Annotated in this window: 18 protein-coding genes; 16 read left to right on the forward strand and 2 right to left on the reverse strand. The window is 71.1% G+C overall.

Annotated features, from left to right (window positions below):
* Positions 1–51 precede the first annotated feature (51 nt).
* Positions 52–1305 carry an aspartate aminotransferase type Ic gene (locus tag ABFX55_RS06110; RefSeq protein ID WP_346118451.1) on the forward strand — a complete coding sequence of 418 codons (1254 nt, stop codon included), beginning with the start codon at positions 52–54 and terminating at the stop codon, positions 1303–1305.
* Between the two features lie 109 nt (positions 1306–1414).
* On the opposite strand, the gene ABFX55_RS06115 is transcribed toward ABFX55_RS06110, so the two are convergent.
* Complete coding sequence (locus ABFX55_RS06115; protein ID WP_346118453.1) at positions 1415–1996, reverse strand: hypothetical protein; 582 nt, start codon at positions 1994–1996, stop codon at positions 1415–1417.
* Between the two features lie 57 nt (positions 1997–2053).
* Here ABFX55_RS06115 and ABFX55_RS06120 point away from each other — a divergent pair, with 57 nt between their 5' ends.
* The 9 genes from ABFX55_RS06120 (at position 2054) to ABFX55_RS06160 (ending at position 12876) form a co-directional block, all read left to right on the forward strand.
* Complete coding sequence (locus ABFX55_RS06120) at positions 2054–3409, forward strand: FAD-binding oxidoreductase (protein WP_346118455.1); 1356 nt, start codon at positions 2054–2056, stop codon at positions 3407–3409.
* A complete protein-coding gene (locus ABFX55_RS06125) occupies positions 3406–3960 on the forward strand; it encodes a chloramphenicol phosphotransferase CPT family protein (RefSeq protein ID WP_346118457.1) in 555 nt (184 codons plus the stop codon). The genes ABFX55_RS06120 and ABFX55_RS06125 overlap by 4 nt, the downstream gene beginning before the upstream one ends.
* A 41-nt stretch (positions 3961–4001) precedes the next feature.
* Positions 4002–5954, forward strand: coding sequence for a serine/threonine protein kinase (locus ABFX55_RS06130; protein ID WP_346118459.1), 1953 nt, complete (start codon positions 4002–4004; stop codon positions 5952–5954).
* A gap of 319 nt (positions 5955–6273) precedes the next feature.
* Entirely contained in the window at positions 6274–6933 is a 660-nt protein-coding gene (locus tag ABFX55_RS06135) for a TetR family transcriptional regulator (RefSeq protein WP_346118461.1), read from the forward strand.
* Between the two features lie 53 nt (positions 6934–6986).
* Positions 6987–8519 carry an acyl-CoA carboxylase subunit beta gene (locus ABFX55_RS06140; protein WP_346119210.1) on the forward strand — a complete coding sequence of 511 codons (1533 nt, stop codon included), beginning with the start codon at positions 6987–6989 and terminating at the stop codon, positions 8517–8519.
* Positions 8516–10255 (forward strand): acetyl-CoA carboxylase biotin carboxylase subunit, encoded by a 1740-nt coding sequence (locus ABFX55_RS06145; RefSeq protein WP_346118462.1) that lies wholly within the window; start codon positions 8516–8518, stop codon positions 10253–10255. The genes ABFX55_RS06140 and ABFX55_RS06145 overlap by 4 nt, the downstream gene beginning before the upstream one ends.
* Positions 10245–10448: a biotin/lipoyl-containing protein gene (locus tag ABFX55_RS06150; protein WP_346118464.1), complete on the forward strand. Its 204-nt coding sequence runs from the start codon at positions 10245–10247 to the stop codon at positions 10446–10448. Before ABFX55_RS06145 ends, ABFX55_RS06150 begins: the two co-directional genes overlap by 11 nt.
* Complete coding sequence (locus ABFX55_RS06155) at positions 10445–11218, forward strand: enoyl-CoA hydratase-related protein (RefSeq protein WP_346118466.1); 774 nt, start codon at positions 10445–10447, stop codon at positions 11216–11218. Before ABFX55_RS06150 ends, ABFX55_RS06155 begins: the two co-directional genes overlap by 4 nt.
* A complete protein-coding gene (locus ABFX55_RS06160; protein ID WP_346118468.1) occupies positions 11209–12876 on the forward strand; it encodes an acyclic terpene utilization AtuA family protein in 1668 nt (555 codons plus the stop codon). The genes ABFX55_RS06155 and ABFX55_RS06160 overlap by 10 nt, the downstream gene beginning before the upstream one ends.
* 40 nt (positions 12877–12916) lie before the next feature.
* Here ABFX55_RS06160 and ABFX55_RS06165 read toward each other — a convergent pair whose 3' ends face one another.
* Positions 12917–13774, reverse strand: coding sequence for an ROK family protein (locus tag ABFX55_RS06165; RefSeq protein ID WP_346118469.1), 858 nt, complete (start codon positions 13772–13774; stop codon positions 12917–12919).
* Between the two features lie 169 nt (positions 13775–13943).
* On the opposite strand from ABFX55_RS06165, the gene ABFX55_RS06170 reads away from it, so the two are divergent.
* From ABFX55_RS06170 to ABFX55_RS06195, 6 genes are all read left to right on the forward strand, one after another.
* On the forward strand, positions 13944–14759 hold the full coding sequence (locus ABFX55_RS06170) for a GNAT family N-acetyltransferase (RefSeq protein WP_346118471.1): 816 nt from the start codon (positions 13944–13946) through the stop codon (positions 14757–14759).
* Between the two features lie 78 nt (positions 14760–14837).
* Positions 14838–15848: a phosphotransferase family protein gene (locus ABFX55_RS06175; protein WP_346118473.1), complete on the forward strand. Its 1011-nt coding sequence runs from the start codon at positions 14838–14840 to the stop codon at positions 15846–15848.
* A complete protein-coding gene (locus tag ABFX55_RS06180) occupies positions 15833–17101 on the forward strand; it encodes an acyl-CoA dehydrogenase family protein (protein WP_346118475.1) in 1269 nt (422 codons plus the stop codon). Before ABFX55_RS06175 ends, ABFX55_RS06180 begins: the two co-directional genes overlap by 16 nt.
* A gap of 61 nt (positions 17102–17162) precedes the next feature.
* The gene (locus tag ABFX55_RS06185) at positions 17163–17366 is read left to right on the forward strand and encodes a hypothetical protein (protein WP_183645794.1); all 204 of its coding nucleotides are present in this window, start codon (positions 17163–17165) and stop codon (positions 17364–17366) included.
* A 61-nt stretch (positions 17367–17427) separates the two neighbouring features.
* Positions 17428–18279: a helix-turn-helix domain-containing protein gene (locus ABFX55_RS06190; RefSeq protein WP_346118477.1), complete on the forward strand. Its 852-nt coding sequence runs from the start codon at positions 17428–17430 to the stop codon at positions 18277–18279.
* Between the two features lie 73 nt (positions 18280–18352).
* Positions 18353–18616, forward strand: coding sequence for a hypothetical protein (locus ABFX55_RS06195; RefSeq protein WP_183645796.1), 264 nt, complete (start codon positions 18353–18355; stop codon positions 18614–18616).
* Positions 18617–18683 lie beyond the last annotated feature (67 nt).

Genomic DNA, 18683 nt, shown 5'->3' on the forward strand with positions numbered 1-18683 from the left:
TGCCGGGGCCACTATCCTCGACATGTCCCAGTCTCAGGAAGGAACATCCCCGTGACCGAGCTGACAGCCCAGCGCGAACAGGCCGCCCGCGACTACGACGCTCTCGTCAGGCGAGGCCTGAAGCTCGATCTGACGCGAGGCAAGCCGTCCCCGCGCCAGCTCGACCTGTCCGACGGGATGAACTCCCTGCCCTCCACGCACCTGGCCGCCGACGGCACCGACTGCCGCAACTACGGCAATCTGCAGGGTCTGACCGAGATCCGCGAGCTGTTCGCGGGCCTGCTGCAGGTCCCCGCGGCGCAGCTGCTGGCCGGAGGCAACTCCAGCCTCGCGATGATGCACGACACGATCGTCTTCTCGCTGCTCAGCGTGGTGCCCGGGGCGGCGCGCCGCTGGGCGGACGAGGAGGAGATCGTCTTCCTGTGCCCCGTCCCCGGCTACGACAGGCACTTCGCGCTGTGCGAGCGGTTCGGCATCACGATGGTGCAGGTGCCGATGACCGCCGAGGGCCCCGACATGGACGTCGTCGAGCGGCTGGTCGCCGAGGACCCGCGGGTCAAGGGCATCTGGTGCGTGCCGAAGTACAGCAACCCCTCGGGCGTCAGCTACGGCGACGAGACCGTGCGCCGCCTGGCCGCCATGACCACCGCCGCGCCCGACTTCCGGATCTTCTGGGACAACGCCTACGCCATCCACCACCTCACCGACGAGCACGCCGAGCTGGCCGACCTGCTCGCCCTGTGCGAGGAGCACGGCAACGCCGACCGCGCCTTCGTCTTCGGCTCCACCTCCAAGGTGACCCTCGCGGGAAGCGGCGTGGCCTTCTTCGGCTCCTCCCCCGCCAACGTCGCCTGGTACCTGGCCAACCTGTCCAAGCAGAGCATCGGCCCCGACAAGATCAACCAGCTGCGTCACGTGGAGTTCCTGCGCGACGCCGAGGGCGTGGCCGCGCACATGCGCAGGCACGCCGAGCTGATCTGGCCGAAGTTCGAGGCCGTCGACAGGATCCTCACCAAGGAGCTCGGCGGCACCGGCCTGGCCTCCTGGACGGCCCCCGCGGGCGGCTACTTCGTCAGCCTCGACGTGCCCGAGGGCTGCGCCAAGGAGGTCGTGGCCAAGGCGAAGGCCGCGGGCATCGCCCTCACGCCCGCCGGCGCGACCCACCCCTACGGCGACGACCCCGCCGACCGCACGATCCGCATCGCCCCCACCTACCCCGACCTGGAGGAGCTGGAGGAGGCGATCACGGGCCTGACCGTCTGCGTGCGCCTCGTGGCGACGGAGAAGCTGCTCTCGCAGGCCTGAGCACCCCACCGCCGCCGCCCCCGCCACAGTGGGGCGGGCGGCGGTGGCCGGGTCGACCGCGAGAAGAAGCAGTAACCCGTCCGAAGCCCGTGCGGCAGGAATCCACGTCCTAATGGGGGCGGCGTCTGCCGTACCTGAAGCCGAAGATGTACTCCCGAGTCTCGCTGGGATGGAAGGCGAGGCCCACCCCCGGCTCGAAGGCGACGTTGTCGCGCGGGCAGTAGTAGAGCTCCTGCCACACCAGCAGCGCCTGCTCCCTGGCGGACGCCTCGGCCTGGTCGCGGCGGCGGGCGCCCTGCGCGCCCATGACGAACAGCAGCCCGAACCACCAGAAGGCCCCCGTCACGCAGAACGGCCCCAGCAGGTCCACCAGCAGGTTGGTGTGCTCACTCATCGCCAGGGTCAGCGCCAGCACGACGTGCGCGAGCGCGGCGAAGCCGAGCATGACGTAGCCCTGGTGTCGCGCGCGCGGCACCTCGTGCCTGGCGGGGAAGGAGAGCCACACCGCGAGCTGGGTTCTGGTCATCGCGTGCTTCCTGGTGCCGACCAGCGAGGCCGCGGGCAGGTCGACGATGGCACGCTCCTTCGGCATGCTCGCTCGCCCGAGGCGGAAGCTCGTTCCGTCGGCCACGACCCCCGGCACCGACGCCACCCTGTCAGCAAGGCCGCACTCCGGACAGGACAGATCCATCCGGGCAGTCTGGCCCTGGCGTGCGGATCCCGCAAATCGGGTCGTAGAGTCCACAGCGTGATTGAGGCACTTGTGAAGGCTCTTCCCGAGGGAAGGGTGCTGACCGATCCCGACGTGGTCGACTCCTACGCGCGCGACCGCACGTTCCTCGAGCCGGGCAAGGCTCTGGGCGTGGTCCTGGCCACCACCCGCGACGAGGTGGTGACGACGCTGCGCTGGGCCACCGAGCACAGGGTGCCGGTCGTGCCGCGCGGCGCGGGCACCGGCCTCGCGGGCGCGGCGACCGCCAGCGAGGGGTCGATCGTTCTGTCGCTGGCGAAGATGACCGCGATCCGCGAGCTGAACCCCGCCGACGAGATCGCGGTGGTCGAGCCCGGGGTGATCACCGCCGACCTCGACAGGGCGGCAAGGGAGCACGGGCTGATGTACGCGCCCGACCCGTCCTCCTACGAGATCTCCACCATCGGCGGCAACCTCGCCACCAACGCCGGCGGGCTGCGCTGCGTGAAGTACGGCGTGACCCGCGACTCCGCGCTCGGCCTCGAGGTGGTGCTGGCCGACGGACGGATCCTCAACACCGGCCGCCGCACCGTCAAGGGCGTGACGGGCTACGACCTGACCGGCCTGTTCGTAGGCTCGGAGGGCACGCTCGGCGTCATCACCTCGGCCACGGTACGGCTGCGCCGCGCGCCGCTGGCGCCCCCTGCGACGATCGCCGCGGAGTTCGGCTCGCTGCGCGACGCCGCCGCGGCCGTCTCGGCGATCATCGCGGCGGGCTGCCAGCCGTCCCTCATGGAGCTGCTGGACAGGGCGACGCTGAAGGCGATCGACGACTGGCGCAACATCGGCCTGGAGGACTCCACCCAGGCCATGCTGATCGGCCAGTCCGACGCCTCGGACGGCCAGGCTATGGCGGCCATGATGCAGGAGCTGTGCGAGGCCAACGGCGCCTCCTTCGTGGCGCTGTCATCGACGCCCGAGGAGACCGAGGACCTCATCGGCATCAGGCGGATGGCCTACCAGGCCAAGGAGCGGCTGGGCGCCTGCCTGGTCGAGGACGTGTGCGTGCCGCGCTCCGCGCTGCCCGACATGATCTCCGCGATCGAGGCGGCGGCCACCAGGCACGACGTGATGATCTGCACGGTCGCCCACGCGGGCGACGGCAACCTGCACCCGGTGTTCATCTTCGACCACGGCACCGTGGAGCCGCCCGCCAACGTGTGGGCGGCGGCGGACGAGGTGTTCAAGGCCGCGCTCGAGATGGGCGGCACGCTGACCGGCGAGCACGGGGTGGGGCTGCTCAAGCGGCGCTGGCTCGCGCTGGAGTCAGGACCGGTCGCGACCGAGGTGCAGCAGGGCATCAAGAGGGTCTTCGACCCGCTCGGCATTCTCAACCCGGGAAAGGCGATATGAGAGGCGATCCGGCAGTCGTCGTGCTGAACGGCGGGTCCAGCTCGGGCAAGTCCTCGCTGGCCCGCTCGCTCCAGGAGCTGCTGCCCGATCCGTGGCTGGCCTTCAGCGTGGACACGCTCGTCGACGCGATGCCGTCCTCGTGCATCGCCTTCACCCCCGACGGCGAGGTCCACCTCGGTCCCCGCTTCGGGGAGCTGGAGGAGGCCTGGATGGCGGGCGTCGCCACGATGGTCAGGTCGGGCGCGCGGGTGATCATCGACGACGTCTTCCTCAGCGGCCCGGCCTCGCAGGAGCGCTGGCGCGTCCCGCTCACCGGGCTCGACGTGCTCTGGGTGGGCGTGCGCTGCGACCCTGAGGTGGCCGCGCGCAGGGAGGGCGAGCGCGGCGACCGGCCGATCGGCATGGCGCGGTCCCAGGCCACCATGGTGCACGAGGGAGTCGTCTACGACATGGAGGTAGACACGTCGTTCATGTCGGCGGATGACTGCGCGCAGTTGATAGCAAAGTGGATGAATCGTCAAACCGGTGAGACGACACACGAACCACACTGATAACGTTTTGCCCCACCTATGAGGAATTCCGGGGGTTCTACGTGAATCAGTTCCAGCCGTTGGCGGCGGACGACCCGCGACGGCTGGGTGCGTTCGAGATCGTCGCCAGGCTCGGCGAGGGCGGGCAGGGCGTGGTCTACCTGGCCAAGGGGCAGTCGGGCGAGCAGGTGGCTGTCAAGCTCCTGCACAACGCGCTGGTGGCCGACGCCGACGCCAGAACCCGGTTCCTGCGCGAGGTGGCGGTGGCGCAACGCGTGGCCAGGTTCTGCACCGCGCCCGTGTTGCACGCCGATCTCGAGGGCAGCCGGCCGTACATCGTCACGGACTACGTGCCGGGGCCCTCGCTCCGGCAGCTGGTCGACAGGGAAGGTCCGCGCAGGGGAGCGGCCCTCGAACGCCTGGCGATCAGCACGGCCACCGCGCTGGCGGCCATCCACCGCGCGGGCATCCTGCACCGCGACTTCAAGCCGGCGAACGTGCTGATGGGGCCCGAGGGCCCCGTCGTGATCGACTTCGGCATCGCGCGGGCGCTCGACTCGCCGGGCGCGACGGCCACCGGCATGGCGATGGGGACGCCTGCCTACCTCGCTCCCGAGCAGCTGAGCGGCGCCCCCGTCTCGGAGGCGGCCGACGTGTTCGCCTGGGGCGTCACGATGGTGTTCGCCGCCACGGGCAAGCCCGCGTTCGGCTCCGACTCCATCCCTGTGGTGATGAACAGGATCCTCCACGAGGAGCCGGAGATCGGCGGGCTCGAAGGGGTGCTGGGCGGGCTGGTCGAGGCCTGCTTGTCCAAGGATCCCGCGCACCGCCCGACCGCCGAGCAGCTCATCGCCCGCCTGACGGGCCAGCAGACCGGGGAGAGCCCTGTCGCCGTCCACCAGACGGGCAGCCAGCTCCCTCCGCCGTTCCCGCACCCCGGTGCGGCGTCCGGTCCGCAGGGCGCTCCCGGCGTTCCCGGTGGTCCCGGGCCGCAGGGCGGTCCCGTTCCCGGTGCTCCCGGAGGTCCCGGGGGTCCTGGGCCGCACGTTCCCGGCCAGCCCGGCCAGCCCGGCGGGCCCGTGCCGGGACCGCACGGCTTTCCCGGGGCTCAGGTCCCCGGCCAGCGTCCCCCCTCGGGTGGTACGGCGCCAGGCTCGGCCACGCGCCGCCGTACGCTGACCATCGCGGTCTCGGCCGCGGCGGCGGGCGCGCTCGTGCTGGCGGGCACCGTGGTCTGGGCCCAGGCGGGCAAGAGCGCCACTGCCTCGCTGGTCGCGGCCAACGGCCCTGCCACCTCGGCGGCGGCCGATCCGGCCACTGATCCGGCCGCCGGCTCCACCGAGGCGCCCGTCGACCCGCCGAGCGACCTCGAGCTGACGCCCGAGCTCATCGACGAGTCGCCGACGCCCAAGGCGAGCAGGTCCAAGAAGACCGAGGACGAGCCCGCGGTCTCCGTGCCGCACACCACGATCGCTCCCCCCGAGGTGCGGCCGACGGCCAAGCCGTCCACGCCCAAGGTCAAGCCGACCAAGAACACCGACATGGTGGACCCGGAGCCCGAGCCCACCGGGCTGACCGAGCCGACGACGGGCGACTACTACGGCCACTCGTCCAAGCCGAGCCCGAAGCCGACCGTGAAGCCCACGGTCGCGCCGAAGCCGACACCCAAGCCCATCCCCCCGCCCAAGCCGAACCCGTACCAGGCGACGACGGTCTGCGGCTCGGGGTACAAGGTGATCAACTCCCACGCGCTCGGCGCCAAGGCCACGATCTACCTGCTGTACAACACCGCCGCGGGGAAGAACTGCGTGATCACCATGTCGAAGTACGTGGTGCCGGCCAAGATCTCGATGAACGCCATCCTCCAGGTGAAGGGCGGCGCCAGCGGCTCCAACCCCGGCAAGTTCTCCACCTACTCGGGGCCTGTCAGGCTGGCGGCGGTCAAGAAGTGCGTCATCTGGGGTGGCAGCTGGGGCACGCTCACGTGGAAGAGCGGCTGGAGCCACTGCGGCTGACCCTCCGTCCTCACCCCCTGCTGTGACTCCCGACGGCCCGCGTCCTGAGACGCGGGCCGTCGGCATGTCATGCCCACCCCGTATGGCCGGCGCCGGTCATCCTCGTGATACGGCGTCGCCACCGGGCGGGCGTCGAGGGGAGCTGCGCGAAGATCGTCGGCGACCGCGTCGTACTCCTCTCGCCACCGGCCCTCCAGCCGCTCCTCAAGCGCTCCAGCGGTGGCGGCCGCCCAGTCCAGATGCCGTCGCCGGAGTCCAGCAGGTCATCGCGTCGGCGGCGGGTCTTGCGAAGACGTGCTGACCCGCCTACGTTGTTGACGTGATCGTCAAGTCTGAGACGCTGACCGCGAGAGGCCGGCGCACCAGGGCCGCGCTGCTCGAGGCGGGGCGGGAGGCCTTCGAGGAGCAGGGGTACGACGCCGTGCGCGTCGACGACGTCTGCGCCAGGGCAGGGGTCTCGCACGGCACCTTCTACACCTACTTCGACTCGAAGGAGTCGCTCTTCGGCGAGGTGGCGGGGTCCGTGGTGGGCGAGATGTTCGCCGCCAGCATGGTGGGCCCCACCGTCCCCGACGACCCCTACGCCCGGGTCGAGGCCGCCAACCGGCTCTACCTGCGCGCATGGGCGGCGAACTCCAGGCTGGTGCGGATGCTGGAGCACGCGGCGACCACCGACGACCGCTTCGGACGGCTGCTGCTCGAACTGCGCGAGGTGTTCGTCAGGAGGGGCGCCGAGGGGCTGCGCAGGCTGCAGGAGCAGGGCCTGGCCGACAGGGACCTCGACCCGCGGCTGACCGCGATCATGCTCGGCGGCATGGTGGAGCACTTCGCCCATGTCTGGCTGGATCTCGGCGAGCGGGCCGACGAGGCCACCGCCGTCGACCATCTCACGCGCCTGTGGGCCCGCGCCATCGGCCTGACGCATGCGTCAACTGCGCGCCCCGGCGGGCAGAACCGAGAGGAAAGGGGTGAGGCGTGATCAGCAGCCGACTCGATCCGGCGAGCGCCGACCACCGTGACCGCAGGGACGCCATGCTCGCCAAGCTGGCCGACCTCGACGCCGAGCACGCCAAGGCGGTCGCCGGCGGTGGGGAGAAGTACGTGCGGCGCCACCGCGAGCGCGGCAAGCTCCTGGCAAGGGAGCGCGTCGAGCTGCTCGTCGACCCGGGCTCCGCCTTCCTCGAACTCTCGCCGCTGGCCGCATGGGGCAGCGACTTCCCCGTCGGGGCGAGCGTCGTGACCGGCATCGGGGTGGTCGAGGGCGTCGAATGCGTGATCACCGCCAGCGATCCGACCGTGCGCGGTGGCGCGTCCAACCCGTGGACGCTCAGGAAGACGCTGCGCTCGGCCGACATCGCGCTGCGCAACCGCCTGCCGTACATCAACCTGGTGGAGTCGGGTGGCGCGGACCTGCCGACGCAGAAGGAGATCTTCATCCCCGGAGGCCGGATCTTCAGGGACCTGACGCGGCTGTCGGCCGCGGGGATCCCGACGATCGCGCTGGTCTTCGGCAACTCCACGGCCGGCGGGGCGTACGTGCCCGGCATGAGCGACCACGTCGTCATGGTCAAGGAGCGCGCCAAGGTGTTCCTCGGCGGCCCTCCGCTGGTCAAGATGGCCACCGGCGAGGAGTCCGACGACGAGTCGCTCGGCGGGGCGGAGATGCACGCGCGTACCAGCGGGCTGGCCGACCACCTGGCCGCCGACGAGCACGACGCCCTCCGCATCGGCCGCGCCATCGTGAAGTCGCTGGGGTGGCGGAAGCTCGGCGTGACGCCTGGCCCTGTCGTCGAGCCGCGCTACCCGCAGGAGGAGCTGCTCGGGATCGTCCCCGAGGATCTCAAGATCCCCTTCGATCCGCGCGAGGTGATCGCCAGGATCGTCGACGGCAGCGAGTTCCAGGAGTTCAAGCCCCTCTACGGCGCGTCGCTGGTGACAGGGTGGGCGCACCTGCACGGCTATCGGATCGGGATCCTGGCCAACGCGCGCGGCGTGCTGTTCAGCCAGGAATCGCAGAAGGCCACACAGTTCATCCAGCTGGCCGACCGGTCGCGCACGCCGCTGCTGTTCCTGCAGAACACGACCGGCTACATGGTCGGCAGGGAGTACGAGCAGGGCGGCATCATCAAGCACGGCGCGATGATGATCAACGCGGTGTCGAACTCGACGGTGCCGCACCTGACCGTGGTCATGGGCGCCTCCTACGGCGCCGGCAACTACGGGATGTGCGGGCGCGCCTACGACCCGCGCTTCCTGTTCGCCTGGCCGAGCGCGAAGTCGGCGGTGATGGGCCCCGCGCAGCTGGCGGGGGTGCTGTCGATCGTCGGACGGCAGGCCGCCCAGGCGCGCGGCCAGGTCTACGACGAGGAGGCCGACGCGGCGATGCGGGCGATGGTGGAGGCGCAGATCGAACAGGAGTCGCTGCCGTTCTTCCTGTCGGGACGGCTCTACGACGACGGGGTGATCGACCCGCGCGATACCCGCACGGTGCTCGGGCTCTGCCTGTCGGCGATCAACAGCGCGCCCGTCCCCGAGACGGCCGGATACGGGGTGTTCAGGCCATGATCACGAGACTGCTGGTTGCCAACCGGGGCGAGATCGCGCGCAGGATCTTCCGCACCTGCCGTGAGCTGGGCGTCGAGACGGTCGCCGTCTACTCCGACGCCGACGCTGACGCCCCGCACGTGTCGGAGGCCGACCTCGCCGTACGGCTGGGCGAGCCCATGGCGTACCTGGACATCGAGGGGATCGTCAGGGCGGCCGAGCGGTCGGGCGCCGACGCGGTCCATCCCGGCTACGGCTTCCTGTCGGAGAACGCGGCCTTCGCCGTCGCGGTGGTCGAGGCGGGGCTGACCTGGGTGGGCCCGCCGCCCGGCGCCATCGCGGCGATGGGCTCCAAGATCGAGGCGAAGCGGCTGATGGCCGAGGCGGGCGTCCCCGTGCTGCCCTCGCTGGCCGTCCCCGCCTGCCTGAGCGAGAGCGTCACCCGTGACGGCCTCCTCCAGGAAGGCGAGGATCCAGGAGACGGGCCGCCGGTGGGCCCGGAGACGGAAGGCGCCCCCGGAGCCGGGTGGAACTATCCGCTGCTCGTCAAGGCGTCGGCGGGCGGCGGCGGGCGCGGCATGCGCGTCGTCGACGGCCCGGCCGACCTCGACGGGGCGCTCGCCTCGGCGAGACGTGAGGCCGAGTCGGCCTTCGGCGACGGGACCGTGTTCGTCGAACCGCTCCTCGAGCGGGCGCGCCACATCGAGGTACAGATCCTCGCCGACGCCCACGGCACGGTGTGGGCGCTGGGCGAGCGGGAGTGCTCCATCCAGCGCCGCCACCAGAAGGTGGTGGAGGAGTGCCCCTCCCCCGCCGTCACCCCCGCGCTGCGCGACAGGCTGGAGGCGGCGGCCGTCAGGGCCGCGCAGGCGATCGGGTACGTCGGCGCGGGCACGGTGGAGTTCCTGGTCAAGGACGACACGGTCGCCTTCCTCGAGATGAACACCCGCCTTCAGGTCGAGCACCCCGTCACCGAGCTGGTCTACGGTGTGGACCTGGTCGAGCTGCAGCTGCGCGTCGCCGACGGCGAGCCGCTGCCCGGCGCCCGGCCCTCACCCTCGGGGCACGCGATCGAGGTCAGGCTCTACGCCGAGGACGGCGGCTACCTGCCCCAGTCCGGCACGGTCGACCTGTTCGAGGTGAAGGGCCCGGTGCGGGTGGACTCAGGAGTGGAGTCGGGTTCGACCGTCTCCACCCACTACGACCCGATGCTGGCGAAGATCATCTCGTTCGGCCGCAGCAGGGGCGAGGCCATCAGGAAGCTGACCACCGCCCTCGACGGCGCCCGCGTCCACGGGCTGACCACCAACCGCGTCCTGCTGCGCAACATCCTGCGAAGCCGGGCCTTTCGCGAAGGCGACACCCACACCGGATTCCTCGACGAGCACCGGCCCGCGGCGCACGAGCCGCCCACCGAGGCGCAGACGCTGGCGGCGGCCCTCGCCATCGCCGCCCGCCACAGGAGCGAGGCCACCGTGCAGGCGAGCCTGCCCAGCGGCTGGCGCAACGTGAGATCGCAACCGCAGGTCGCCAGGTTCGAGGAGGCGGAGGCGGTCTACGACCCTGCGCCGCGGGGGGTGGTGAGCGCCGGGCCGTACCAGGTGGTCATGGAGACGGACGGCCTGCGCCAGACCTTCGAGATCGCGCACTACGACGGCTGCGTCTACGTCGGGGACACCCGGCTGACCCCGCTGCCGCCTGCCCGAACCCGCCGAGGAGCACGCGCCTGGCTCCCTGCTGGCGCCGATGCCGGGTAGCGTGCTGCGCGTCGAGGTCGAGCAGGGAGCAGCCGTCAGCAAGGGACAGGTGGTCCTGGTGCTCGAGGCGATGAAGATGGAGCATCAGATCGCCGCGCCCGCCGCGGGAGTCGTCTCGGCCGTCATGGTCGAGAAGGGCTACCAGGTCGAGGCGGGAGCCGTGCTGGCGATCATCGAGGAAGGGGAAGTATGACGCGCCTGGTCCACAAGGAGCTGGAGGGTGGCATCGCCACCATCACCCTCGACTCGCCGCCCAACCGCAACGCGCTGTCGGTGCGGCTGCTGGGCGACCTGGAGGACCGGCTGAACTGGGCGCTGGCCGAGCCCGAGGTGCGGGTGATCGTGCTGACCGCCACGGGAACGGTCTTCTGCTCGGGCGCCGACCTGAAGGAGCAGCGCATCGAGCCCGCCCGCGGGGTCAGCGACGCCCCTGTGACCGCCTCGTTCCCCGAGATCATGACGCTGATCTGGGAGAGCCCGAAGCCGGTCATCTGCCGCATGAACGGCACCGCCCGCGCTGGCGGCCTCGGTCTGGTCGCCTCCTGCGACTTCGCGGTCGCGCCGCTGACGGCCTCGTTCGCCTTCTCCGAGGTACGGCTCGGCGTGGTGCCCGCGATGATCTCCGTGCCGGTCCTGCGGCGGCTGCAGGCCAGGGCCGCCTCGGAGTACCTCATGACCGGCGAGGTGTTCGACGCGGCCAGGGCCGAGGAGATCGGCCTGATCAACAGGGCGGTGCCGATGGAGGAGCTCGACGCCACGGTCGCCCGCTACGCCGACATGCTGGTCAAGGGCGGCCCCGAGGCGCTGGCCATCACCAAGCGCCTGGTCCGCGACCTGCCGTCGGTCTCCTTCGAGGAGGGTCTCAGGCAGATGGCCGCGCTGTCGGCGCAGCGCTTCACCTCCGAGGAGGGCCAGGAGGGCATCGCCGCCTTCATGGAGAAGAGGCCGCCGAAGTGGTGCTGAGGATCGCCAACTGCAGCGGCTTCTACGGCGACAGGCTCTCGGCCGCGCGCGAGATGGTCGAGGGCGGCCCGATCGACGTGCTGACCGGCGACTGGCTGGCCGAGCTGACCATGCTGATCCTGGCGGGCCACAGGCTGAAGGGCCGTCCCGGCTACGCCGTCACCTTCGTCAGGCAGATGGAGGAGGTTCTCGGCACCTGCCTGGAGCGGGGCATCAAGATCGTCTCGAACGCCGGAGGGCTCGACCCTGAGGGGTGCGCGGCGGCGATCGAGAAGCTGGGCCTGTCGGCCACGGTCGCCCACGTCACCGGGGACGACGTCACAGGGCACGACCTCGACCTGGTCAACCTCGACACAGGCGAGCGGCTCGCCGAGCCCGTCCTGACGGCCAACGCCTACCTCGGCGCCCGTCCCATCGCCGCCGCCCTGGCCGCGGGCGCCGACGTCGTGGTCACCGGCAGGGTCACCGACGCCGCCCTCGTCACGGGCCCCGGCATCTGGCGCTACGGCTGGGGCCCAGGCGACCTCGACGCGCTCGCGGGCTCGGTCGTCGCCGGGCACGTCATCGAGTGCGGCTGCCAGGCCACCGGGGGCAACTACTCCTTCTTCCGCGAGGTGCCCGACCTGGCGCACTGCGGATTCCCCCTCGTCGAGCTGCACGAGGACGGCTCGTCGGTGGTCACCAAGCACCCCGGCACCGGCGGCCTGGTCTCGGTCGGCACGGTCACCGCGCAGCTGCTGTACGAGATCGGCTCCCCTCGCTATCTCGGGCCCGACGTGGTGGCCCGCTTCGACACCATCGAGTTGTCGCAGGAGGGCCCCGACAGGGTGAGGATCTCGGGGGTGAAGGGCGAACCCCCGCCCGGCACGCTGAAGGTCGCCGTCAACTACCTCGCCGGGTACCGCAACACCATGACGCTCATGCTGGCCGGCCTCGACCTGGAGGAGAAGGCCGGGATCGCGCAGGAGGCGATCTGGGCGCGCGTGCCCCGCGAGTCGTTCGAGTCGGTGGACGTCTCCTTCGACCCGCCGCTGCTGCGGATCACCGTCATGGACCGCGACGCCCGCAGGGCGGGACGCGCCTTCTCCTCGGCGGTGGTGGAGACGGGCCTGGCCAGCTATCCGGGCTTCTACGGTCTGACGCCGCCGGGGGACGCCTCGCCGTACGGGGTCTACTGGCCGACGCTGATCCCCGCCGCCGACGTCCGCCCTCGGGTCTTCGTGGGGGGCGAGGAGGTCGCGCTCCCCTCTTCCGAACAGCCGGACCCTGCGGTGGAGGTGCTCGTCGATCCCGTGGCGCCGCGATGGGACGGAACCGGCGCGCCGACGGTGCCCGCGCCGCTGGGGCGGGTCGCCGGGGCCAGGTCGGGCGACAAGGGAGGGAACGCGAACCTGGGCGTGTGGGTGCGGACCCCCGAGGAGTACGGCTGGCTGGCGCGGACGCTGACTGTCGAGCGGCTGGTGAAGCTGCTGCCCTCCCTGGAGGGGCTGATGGTGGAGCGGTTTGAGCTGCCCAACCTCAACGCGCTGAACTTCGTCGTCCACGGGCTGCTCGGCAGGGGGGTCGCGGCCAGCCCCCGGCTGGACCCGCAGGCGAAAGCCCTGGGCGAGGAGCTTCGGGCCCGGTTGCTGGAGGTGCCTGAGACCTTCCTGCGATGAGATCGGCACGCCCTTCCGCTCAAAGGCGCGGCGTCCGGCTTCAGGCAGTGGTGGCGAGCAGGGCGGCGCCGAGGAGGCCCGCCTGGGGACCGAGCGCCGACACCTCCACCCTGGGCGGTCGGCGGAACGCCAGGCGGGCGGCCAGGCGCGTCCTCAGCGGGCCCACCAGGGCCTCGCCCGCCTGCGCGAGCCCGCCGCCGATCACCACGAGCGCGGGGTCCAGCAGCAGCGTGGCGGTGGCCAGGGCGAGGGCGAGCGCCTCCACCGCCTCGTCCCACACCCGGCGGGCCACCTCGTCGGTCCGCGAGAGGACCGCCTCGGCCGAGCTCTCCCCGCAACGCGCCGCTATCGACGACGCCGAGGCGTAGGCGGCCAGGCAGCCGCGCTGGCCGCAGGCGCACGGCAGGCCGTCAGGGTGGACCGGCACGTGGCCGATCTGGCCCGCCCATCCGGCGGCTCCGCCGTACAGGGCGCCGTCGAGCGCCAGCGCGCCCGCGATGCCGGTCCCGATGGGCAGATACAGGACGTCCGGCTCGGCGCGGGCGGCGCCGTAGGCGAGCTCGGCCGCGCCCGCCGAGCGCACGTCGTGACCGAGCACGACGGGCAGCGAAACGTCGGTGAAGGCGGCCGCGGGCACGTCCCGCCAGCCGAACGCGGCAGAGAAGACCGCGTGCGTGGGGGTGACCAGGCCGGGGACGGCCAGCCCCACCGATGTGGGCCGCAGTCCCTCCCGCGGTGCCGCGAGCTCGGTGACGAAGGCGGAGATCGCGGCGATCACCGCGGCCGGGCCCTCGGTTCGCGGGGTGGGGCGGCGTTCGGCGTAGAGGATCGCGCCGTCGCGGACGAGCCCGCCCTTCATGAAGGTCCCGCCGACATCGACCGCGACAACGCACTCCATCCCCCCATCCTCCCAGCCCTGTGTTGGAGCCCGCCAGGGAGACGTCAGGAGGGGGACGGACCCCAGGGCCTCCGCAAGGAAACGCACCGGGAGAGGACGAGGCCCGGAGAGACGAGATCCGGAGGAAACGGTTTGAAGCTGGTCAGGGGGGTGGGACAGGATGGCCCGCATGCAGATCCGCCGCCTCACCGAAGACGACCTGCCCGCCTGCGGCCGCCTGGCCCTCAGCCGCGACTGGGGCGCCGAGAGTCGCAAGTGGCGTTTCCTGCTGGAGGTCGGCGAGGCGTACGGCATCGACGCGCCCGACGGCGACGGCCTGGCCGCCACCAACATCGTCACCCTCTACGGCGACGACCACGCGGTGATCAGCATGGTCCTGACCGCCGAGAGGTACGGCAGGCAGGGCATGGGCCGCGCGCTCATGGAGCACGTGCTGGCACGGGCCGGCGAAAGGACGGTGTCGCTGCACGCCACCGCGCACGGCCGCCCCCTCTACGAGCGCACGGGCTTCCGCGCCGTCGCCACCGTCGTGACACACAAGGGCATGTTCACCGGCCAGGCCTCGGGCCGCACCCACAAGGCCGACGACATCGAGGCCGTCGTGGCCTTCGACGCCGCGCGGTTCGGCGCCGACAGGTCGGCCGTGCTGCGCCGGATGCCAGGCTTCCACGAGCAGGTGCGGGTGGCCGAGCGCGACGGGCGGATGACGGGCTTCGGCGGCGCGTGGCGCAACGACGGCACGCTGATGATCGGGCCGGTCGTCGCCGACGACCAGACCACCGCGCGCGATCTCATCGCCGACCTGGCGGCGGGCTCCACGCTGCCGGTTCGTCTCGACCTCGACGACAGCCGTCCCGACCTCGTGGACTGGGCGGTCGAGCGCGGGGTGCCCCACTTCTTCACCACCAGCGCCATGGTGCGAGGCGCCGCGCTGCCCGGCGACCAGTCGAAGCTGTTCGCCCCCACCATGCAGGCGCTGGGCTGACGACGACGGGCCGGGCGGGCGCCCCGGTGATCACGACCATGGGTTGACCCGGCAACCAGAACATGGTTCGGTTCTGTCGTGACCACGACCCCCGCGCACATCGACGTCAGCGTGATCGACTTCGACGTGCTCGGCGCCTGGATGGACGCCGAGGGCCTGCCCGAGGGGCCGTTCGAGAACGCGCGGCCGGTCCTCGGCGGCACGCAGAACGTGATGGTCGCCTTCGAGCGGGGCGGCGTGCCGTACGTGCTGAGAAGGCCGCCCCTGCACGTGCGCGCGAAGAGCAACGAGGTGCTGCGCCGCGAGGCGCGCGTGCTGGCGGCGCTGCGCGGCACCGGCGTGCCCGCGCCCAGGCTGGTGGCCGCGCAGACCGCCGACGAGCCGGTCTTCTACCTGATGGAGCCGGTCGACGGCTTCAACGCGACGACGGGGCTGCCTGAGCCGCACGCCTCCGACCCCGCCATGAGGCAGCGCATGGGCCTCGAGGCCGCCGTCGCGCTGGCCGCGCTCGGCAGGGTCTCGCCCGACGTGCTGCCCGGCTTCGGCAGGCCTGAGGGCTTCCTCGAGCGGCAGGTGCCGCGCTGGACGAGCGAGCTCGAGTCGTACGGCAGGCTCGAAGGCTATCCGGGCCCCGAGATCCCCATGCTGCGCGAGACGGCCGAGTGGCTGGAGCGCAACAGGCCGAGGACGTTCACGCCCGGCATCATGCACGGCGACTACCACATGGCCAACCTGATGTTCTCCCACGCGGGCCCGTGGGTGGCGGCGATCGTCGACTGGGAGATGTGCACGATCGGCGACCCGCTGCTCGACCTGGGCTGGCTGGTGGCCACCTGGCCGTCGTCGCAGCTGCAGGTGCCCGGCCTGCCCGCCGCCGAGGAGCTCGTCGACTGCTACGCCGAGCTGTCCGAGCGCGACCTGTCCTCGGTCGACTGGTACGTCGTGATGGCCTGTTTCAAGCTCGGCATCGTGCTGGAGGGCACCCACGCGCGCGCGTGCGCGGGCAAGGCGCCCAAGGACATCGGTGACCTTCTTCACCAGACAACACTCGACCTGTTCGCGAGGGCGCAGACATGGATTTCTCGGTAGAACCGGAGTTCCAGGCCAAGCTGGACTGGATGGATGCCTTCATCACGGAGGAGGTCGAACCGCTCGACCTGGTCTTCCCCGGCCAGGCGTACCAGAAGCTGGACGAGCGCCTGCGCAAGATCGTCGATCCGCTGAAGGAGCAGGTGCGCGAGCGCGGTCTGTGGGCCTGCCACCTCGGGCCCGACCTCGGCGGCCAGGGCTACGGCCAGCTGAAGCTCGCTCTCATGAACGAGCTCATCGGCCGCTCCACCTGGGCTCCGGTGATCTTCGGCTGCCAGGCGCCCGACACGGGCAACGCCGAGATCATCGCGATGTACGGCACGGCCGAGCAGAAGGAGCGCTACCTGCGTCCCCTGCTCGACGGCGAGGTCTTCTCCGCCTACTCCATGACCGAGCCGCAGGGCGGGTCCGACCCCCGGCTGTTCACGATGCGGGCCGTCCGCTCCGAGGACGGCTGGGTCCTGGACGGGGAGAAGTACTTCACCTCCAACGCGGCCAACGCCGACTTCCTCATCGTCATGGCCGTCACCGATCCCGACGCGCACCCGTACAAGCGGATGTCGATGTTCCTGGTCCCCTCCGGCACCGAGGGGGTGGAGATCTTGCGCAACATCGGCACGATGGGCGAGCGAGGGGGTCACCACGCGCACATCCGCTACGACCAGGTCAGGGTGGGGGCCGACGCGCTGCTGGGCGAGGAGGGCGGAGCGTTCGCCGTGGCCCAGGCCAGGCTGGGCGGCGGAAGGGTCCACCACGCGATGCGCACGGTCGCCGCGGTCAAGCGGGCCTTCGACATGATGTGCGAGCGGGCGCTGTCCAGGCAGACCGTGGACGGAGTGCTGGCCGACAAGCAGCTCGTGCAGGCCGCCATCGCCGACTCCTACCTGCAGATCCAGCAGTTCAGGCTGCTCGTGCTGCACACCGCGTGGCTCATCGACCAGTCCTCGACCAAGGAGGCGCGCACCCAGATCGCCGCGTGCAAGGTGGCGGCGGCGCGGGTCTTCCACGACGTCGTCTACCGGGCGATGCACCTGCACGGGGCGCTCGGCGTCTCCACCGACACCCCGCTGGCCAGGCTGTGGCAGTCGGCGCCGCTCATGGGGATCATGGACGGGCCGACCGAGGTGCACCAGGCCTCCATCGCGCGGCGCGTGCTGCGCGGCTACTCCCCGTCCCCCGGATTGTGGCCGAGCGAGTTCCTGCCCGACAAGCGCGCCGCCGCCCATACCAAATATGACGCTTTCTCGTCTTAAGCGTGATCTTCCCCGTACAATTGCGCGCAATTGCCATCGCGGTTTCGGGGAAGGATGCATCATGCGCATGAGGTTTCTCGGCTCCACGTCCGAGGCGGGCGCCTGCCCGACGCTCTACGAGACCGACCGCGGAACCATCGTCGTCCAGGGTCTGACCGTGACCGACAGGGAGGCCCTGGCCGATCTGCGTGACGTGCTCGACGGAGAGAGCGCCGTGGAGGTGCCTCGGGAACTGCTCGTGGAGATCGCACGCAGGGTGCTCTGACGTCACAATTGCGGCACTACCCCTGGCATGATCGTCCCCGCTGGGTCTAGCCTCTGGCGGCGTGACGTCATTCCAGCAGGCCCGTGTCGAGATGGGCATCAGGTTGCGGCAGTTGCGCGAGACGGCCGGGCTGTCCGGCAAGGAGCTCGCCGAGTTGCTGGACTGGCAGCCCTCCAAGGTCTCCCGCCTCGAGAACGCCAGGCAGAGCGCGACCGACGACGACGTGAGCGCCTGGGCCGCCGCCGTGCGGGCCGAGCCCGAGGAGCTGGCCGAGCTGAAGGAGCGGGCCGCCGCCATCGAGCTGCGGCGCTCCGACTGGCGGCACTGGGCGCACAGCGGCCTGGCCGCCTCGCAGGAGGACGTACGAGGTCAGGAGGCCAGGGCGACCCTGTTCAGGGTGTTCGAGCCCGGCGTGATCATCGGGTTGCTGCAGACCGCGGAGTACGCGCGGCACGTCTTCCTCACCCTCAAGCGGGAGTACGGCGCGACAGGCGAGCTCGACGCGGCGGTGCGGGTGCGGATGCAGCGACAGGAGATCCTCTACGACGCCTCTCGCACGTTCAGGTTCATCATGCCCGAGGCCGCGCTGCGGACGAAGCTCGCGCCGAGCCAGGTGATGCAGGGCCAGATGGACAGGCTGCTGGCGGTCACCACGCTTCCCACCATCGAGCTGGGGATCATCCCGTTCGAGCAGCAGCACCCTTCGGTGCCGCTGACCGGCTTCTGGCTCTTCGACAACGACCAGGTCCTGGTGCCGACGAGGTCGAAGGAGGTGCGCACCAGCGAGCGCCAGGACGTGGAGTTCTACGCCCGCGTGTTCGATGAGTACCACAAGGTGGCGGTCTGCGGTGAAGAGGCTAGATCTGTCATCATGCGCGTGAATCACGACTACGCGAAACAATCGCAACTTTAATACCGACAATTGCTTGCCTATCCCAGCAAGATCGTGCAACCCTAGCGATCAGTTGATGCGGAGGTGATGCACGATGCTCGACACCATGCTGTGCCTCGAGGAATTCGCCAGGGCTGCAGGAACTCACGCGGACCTGCGTGTGCAGAATCTCGCCCTTGCCAGCGAGCCCGCGTTCGTCTCGGTGGTCAATCGCTTCTCCCTGACCTTGACCGAGACCGTGACCTGCTCCCCCGAGGGCGCCTACGTCACCTCCTGGGGCTACCGGCTCGGCACCGTGGACGACGTGAACGGCGCGGCCGCCCGCTTGGCCTACCTGCTGGCAGCCCTTCCCGCCTGACCTCGCCTCGACGATCGCGCCCGCCGATCCGGCCGGAGGCGCATTGACAATGGTTTTCATTGGCTGC

The sequence above is a fragment of the Nonomuraea roseola genome (assembly GCF_039535395.1).
GTDB lineage: Bacteria > Actinomycetota > Actinomycetes > Streptosporangiales > Streptosporangiaceae > Nonomuraea > Nonomuraea roseola.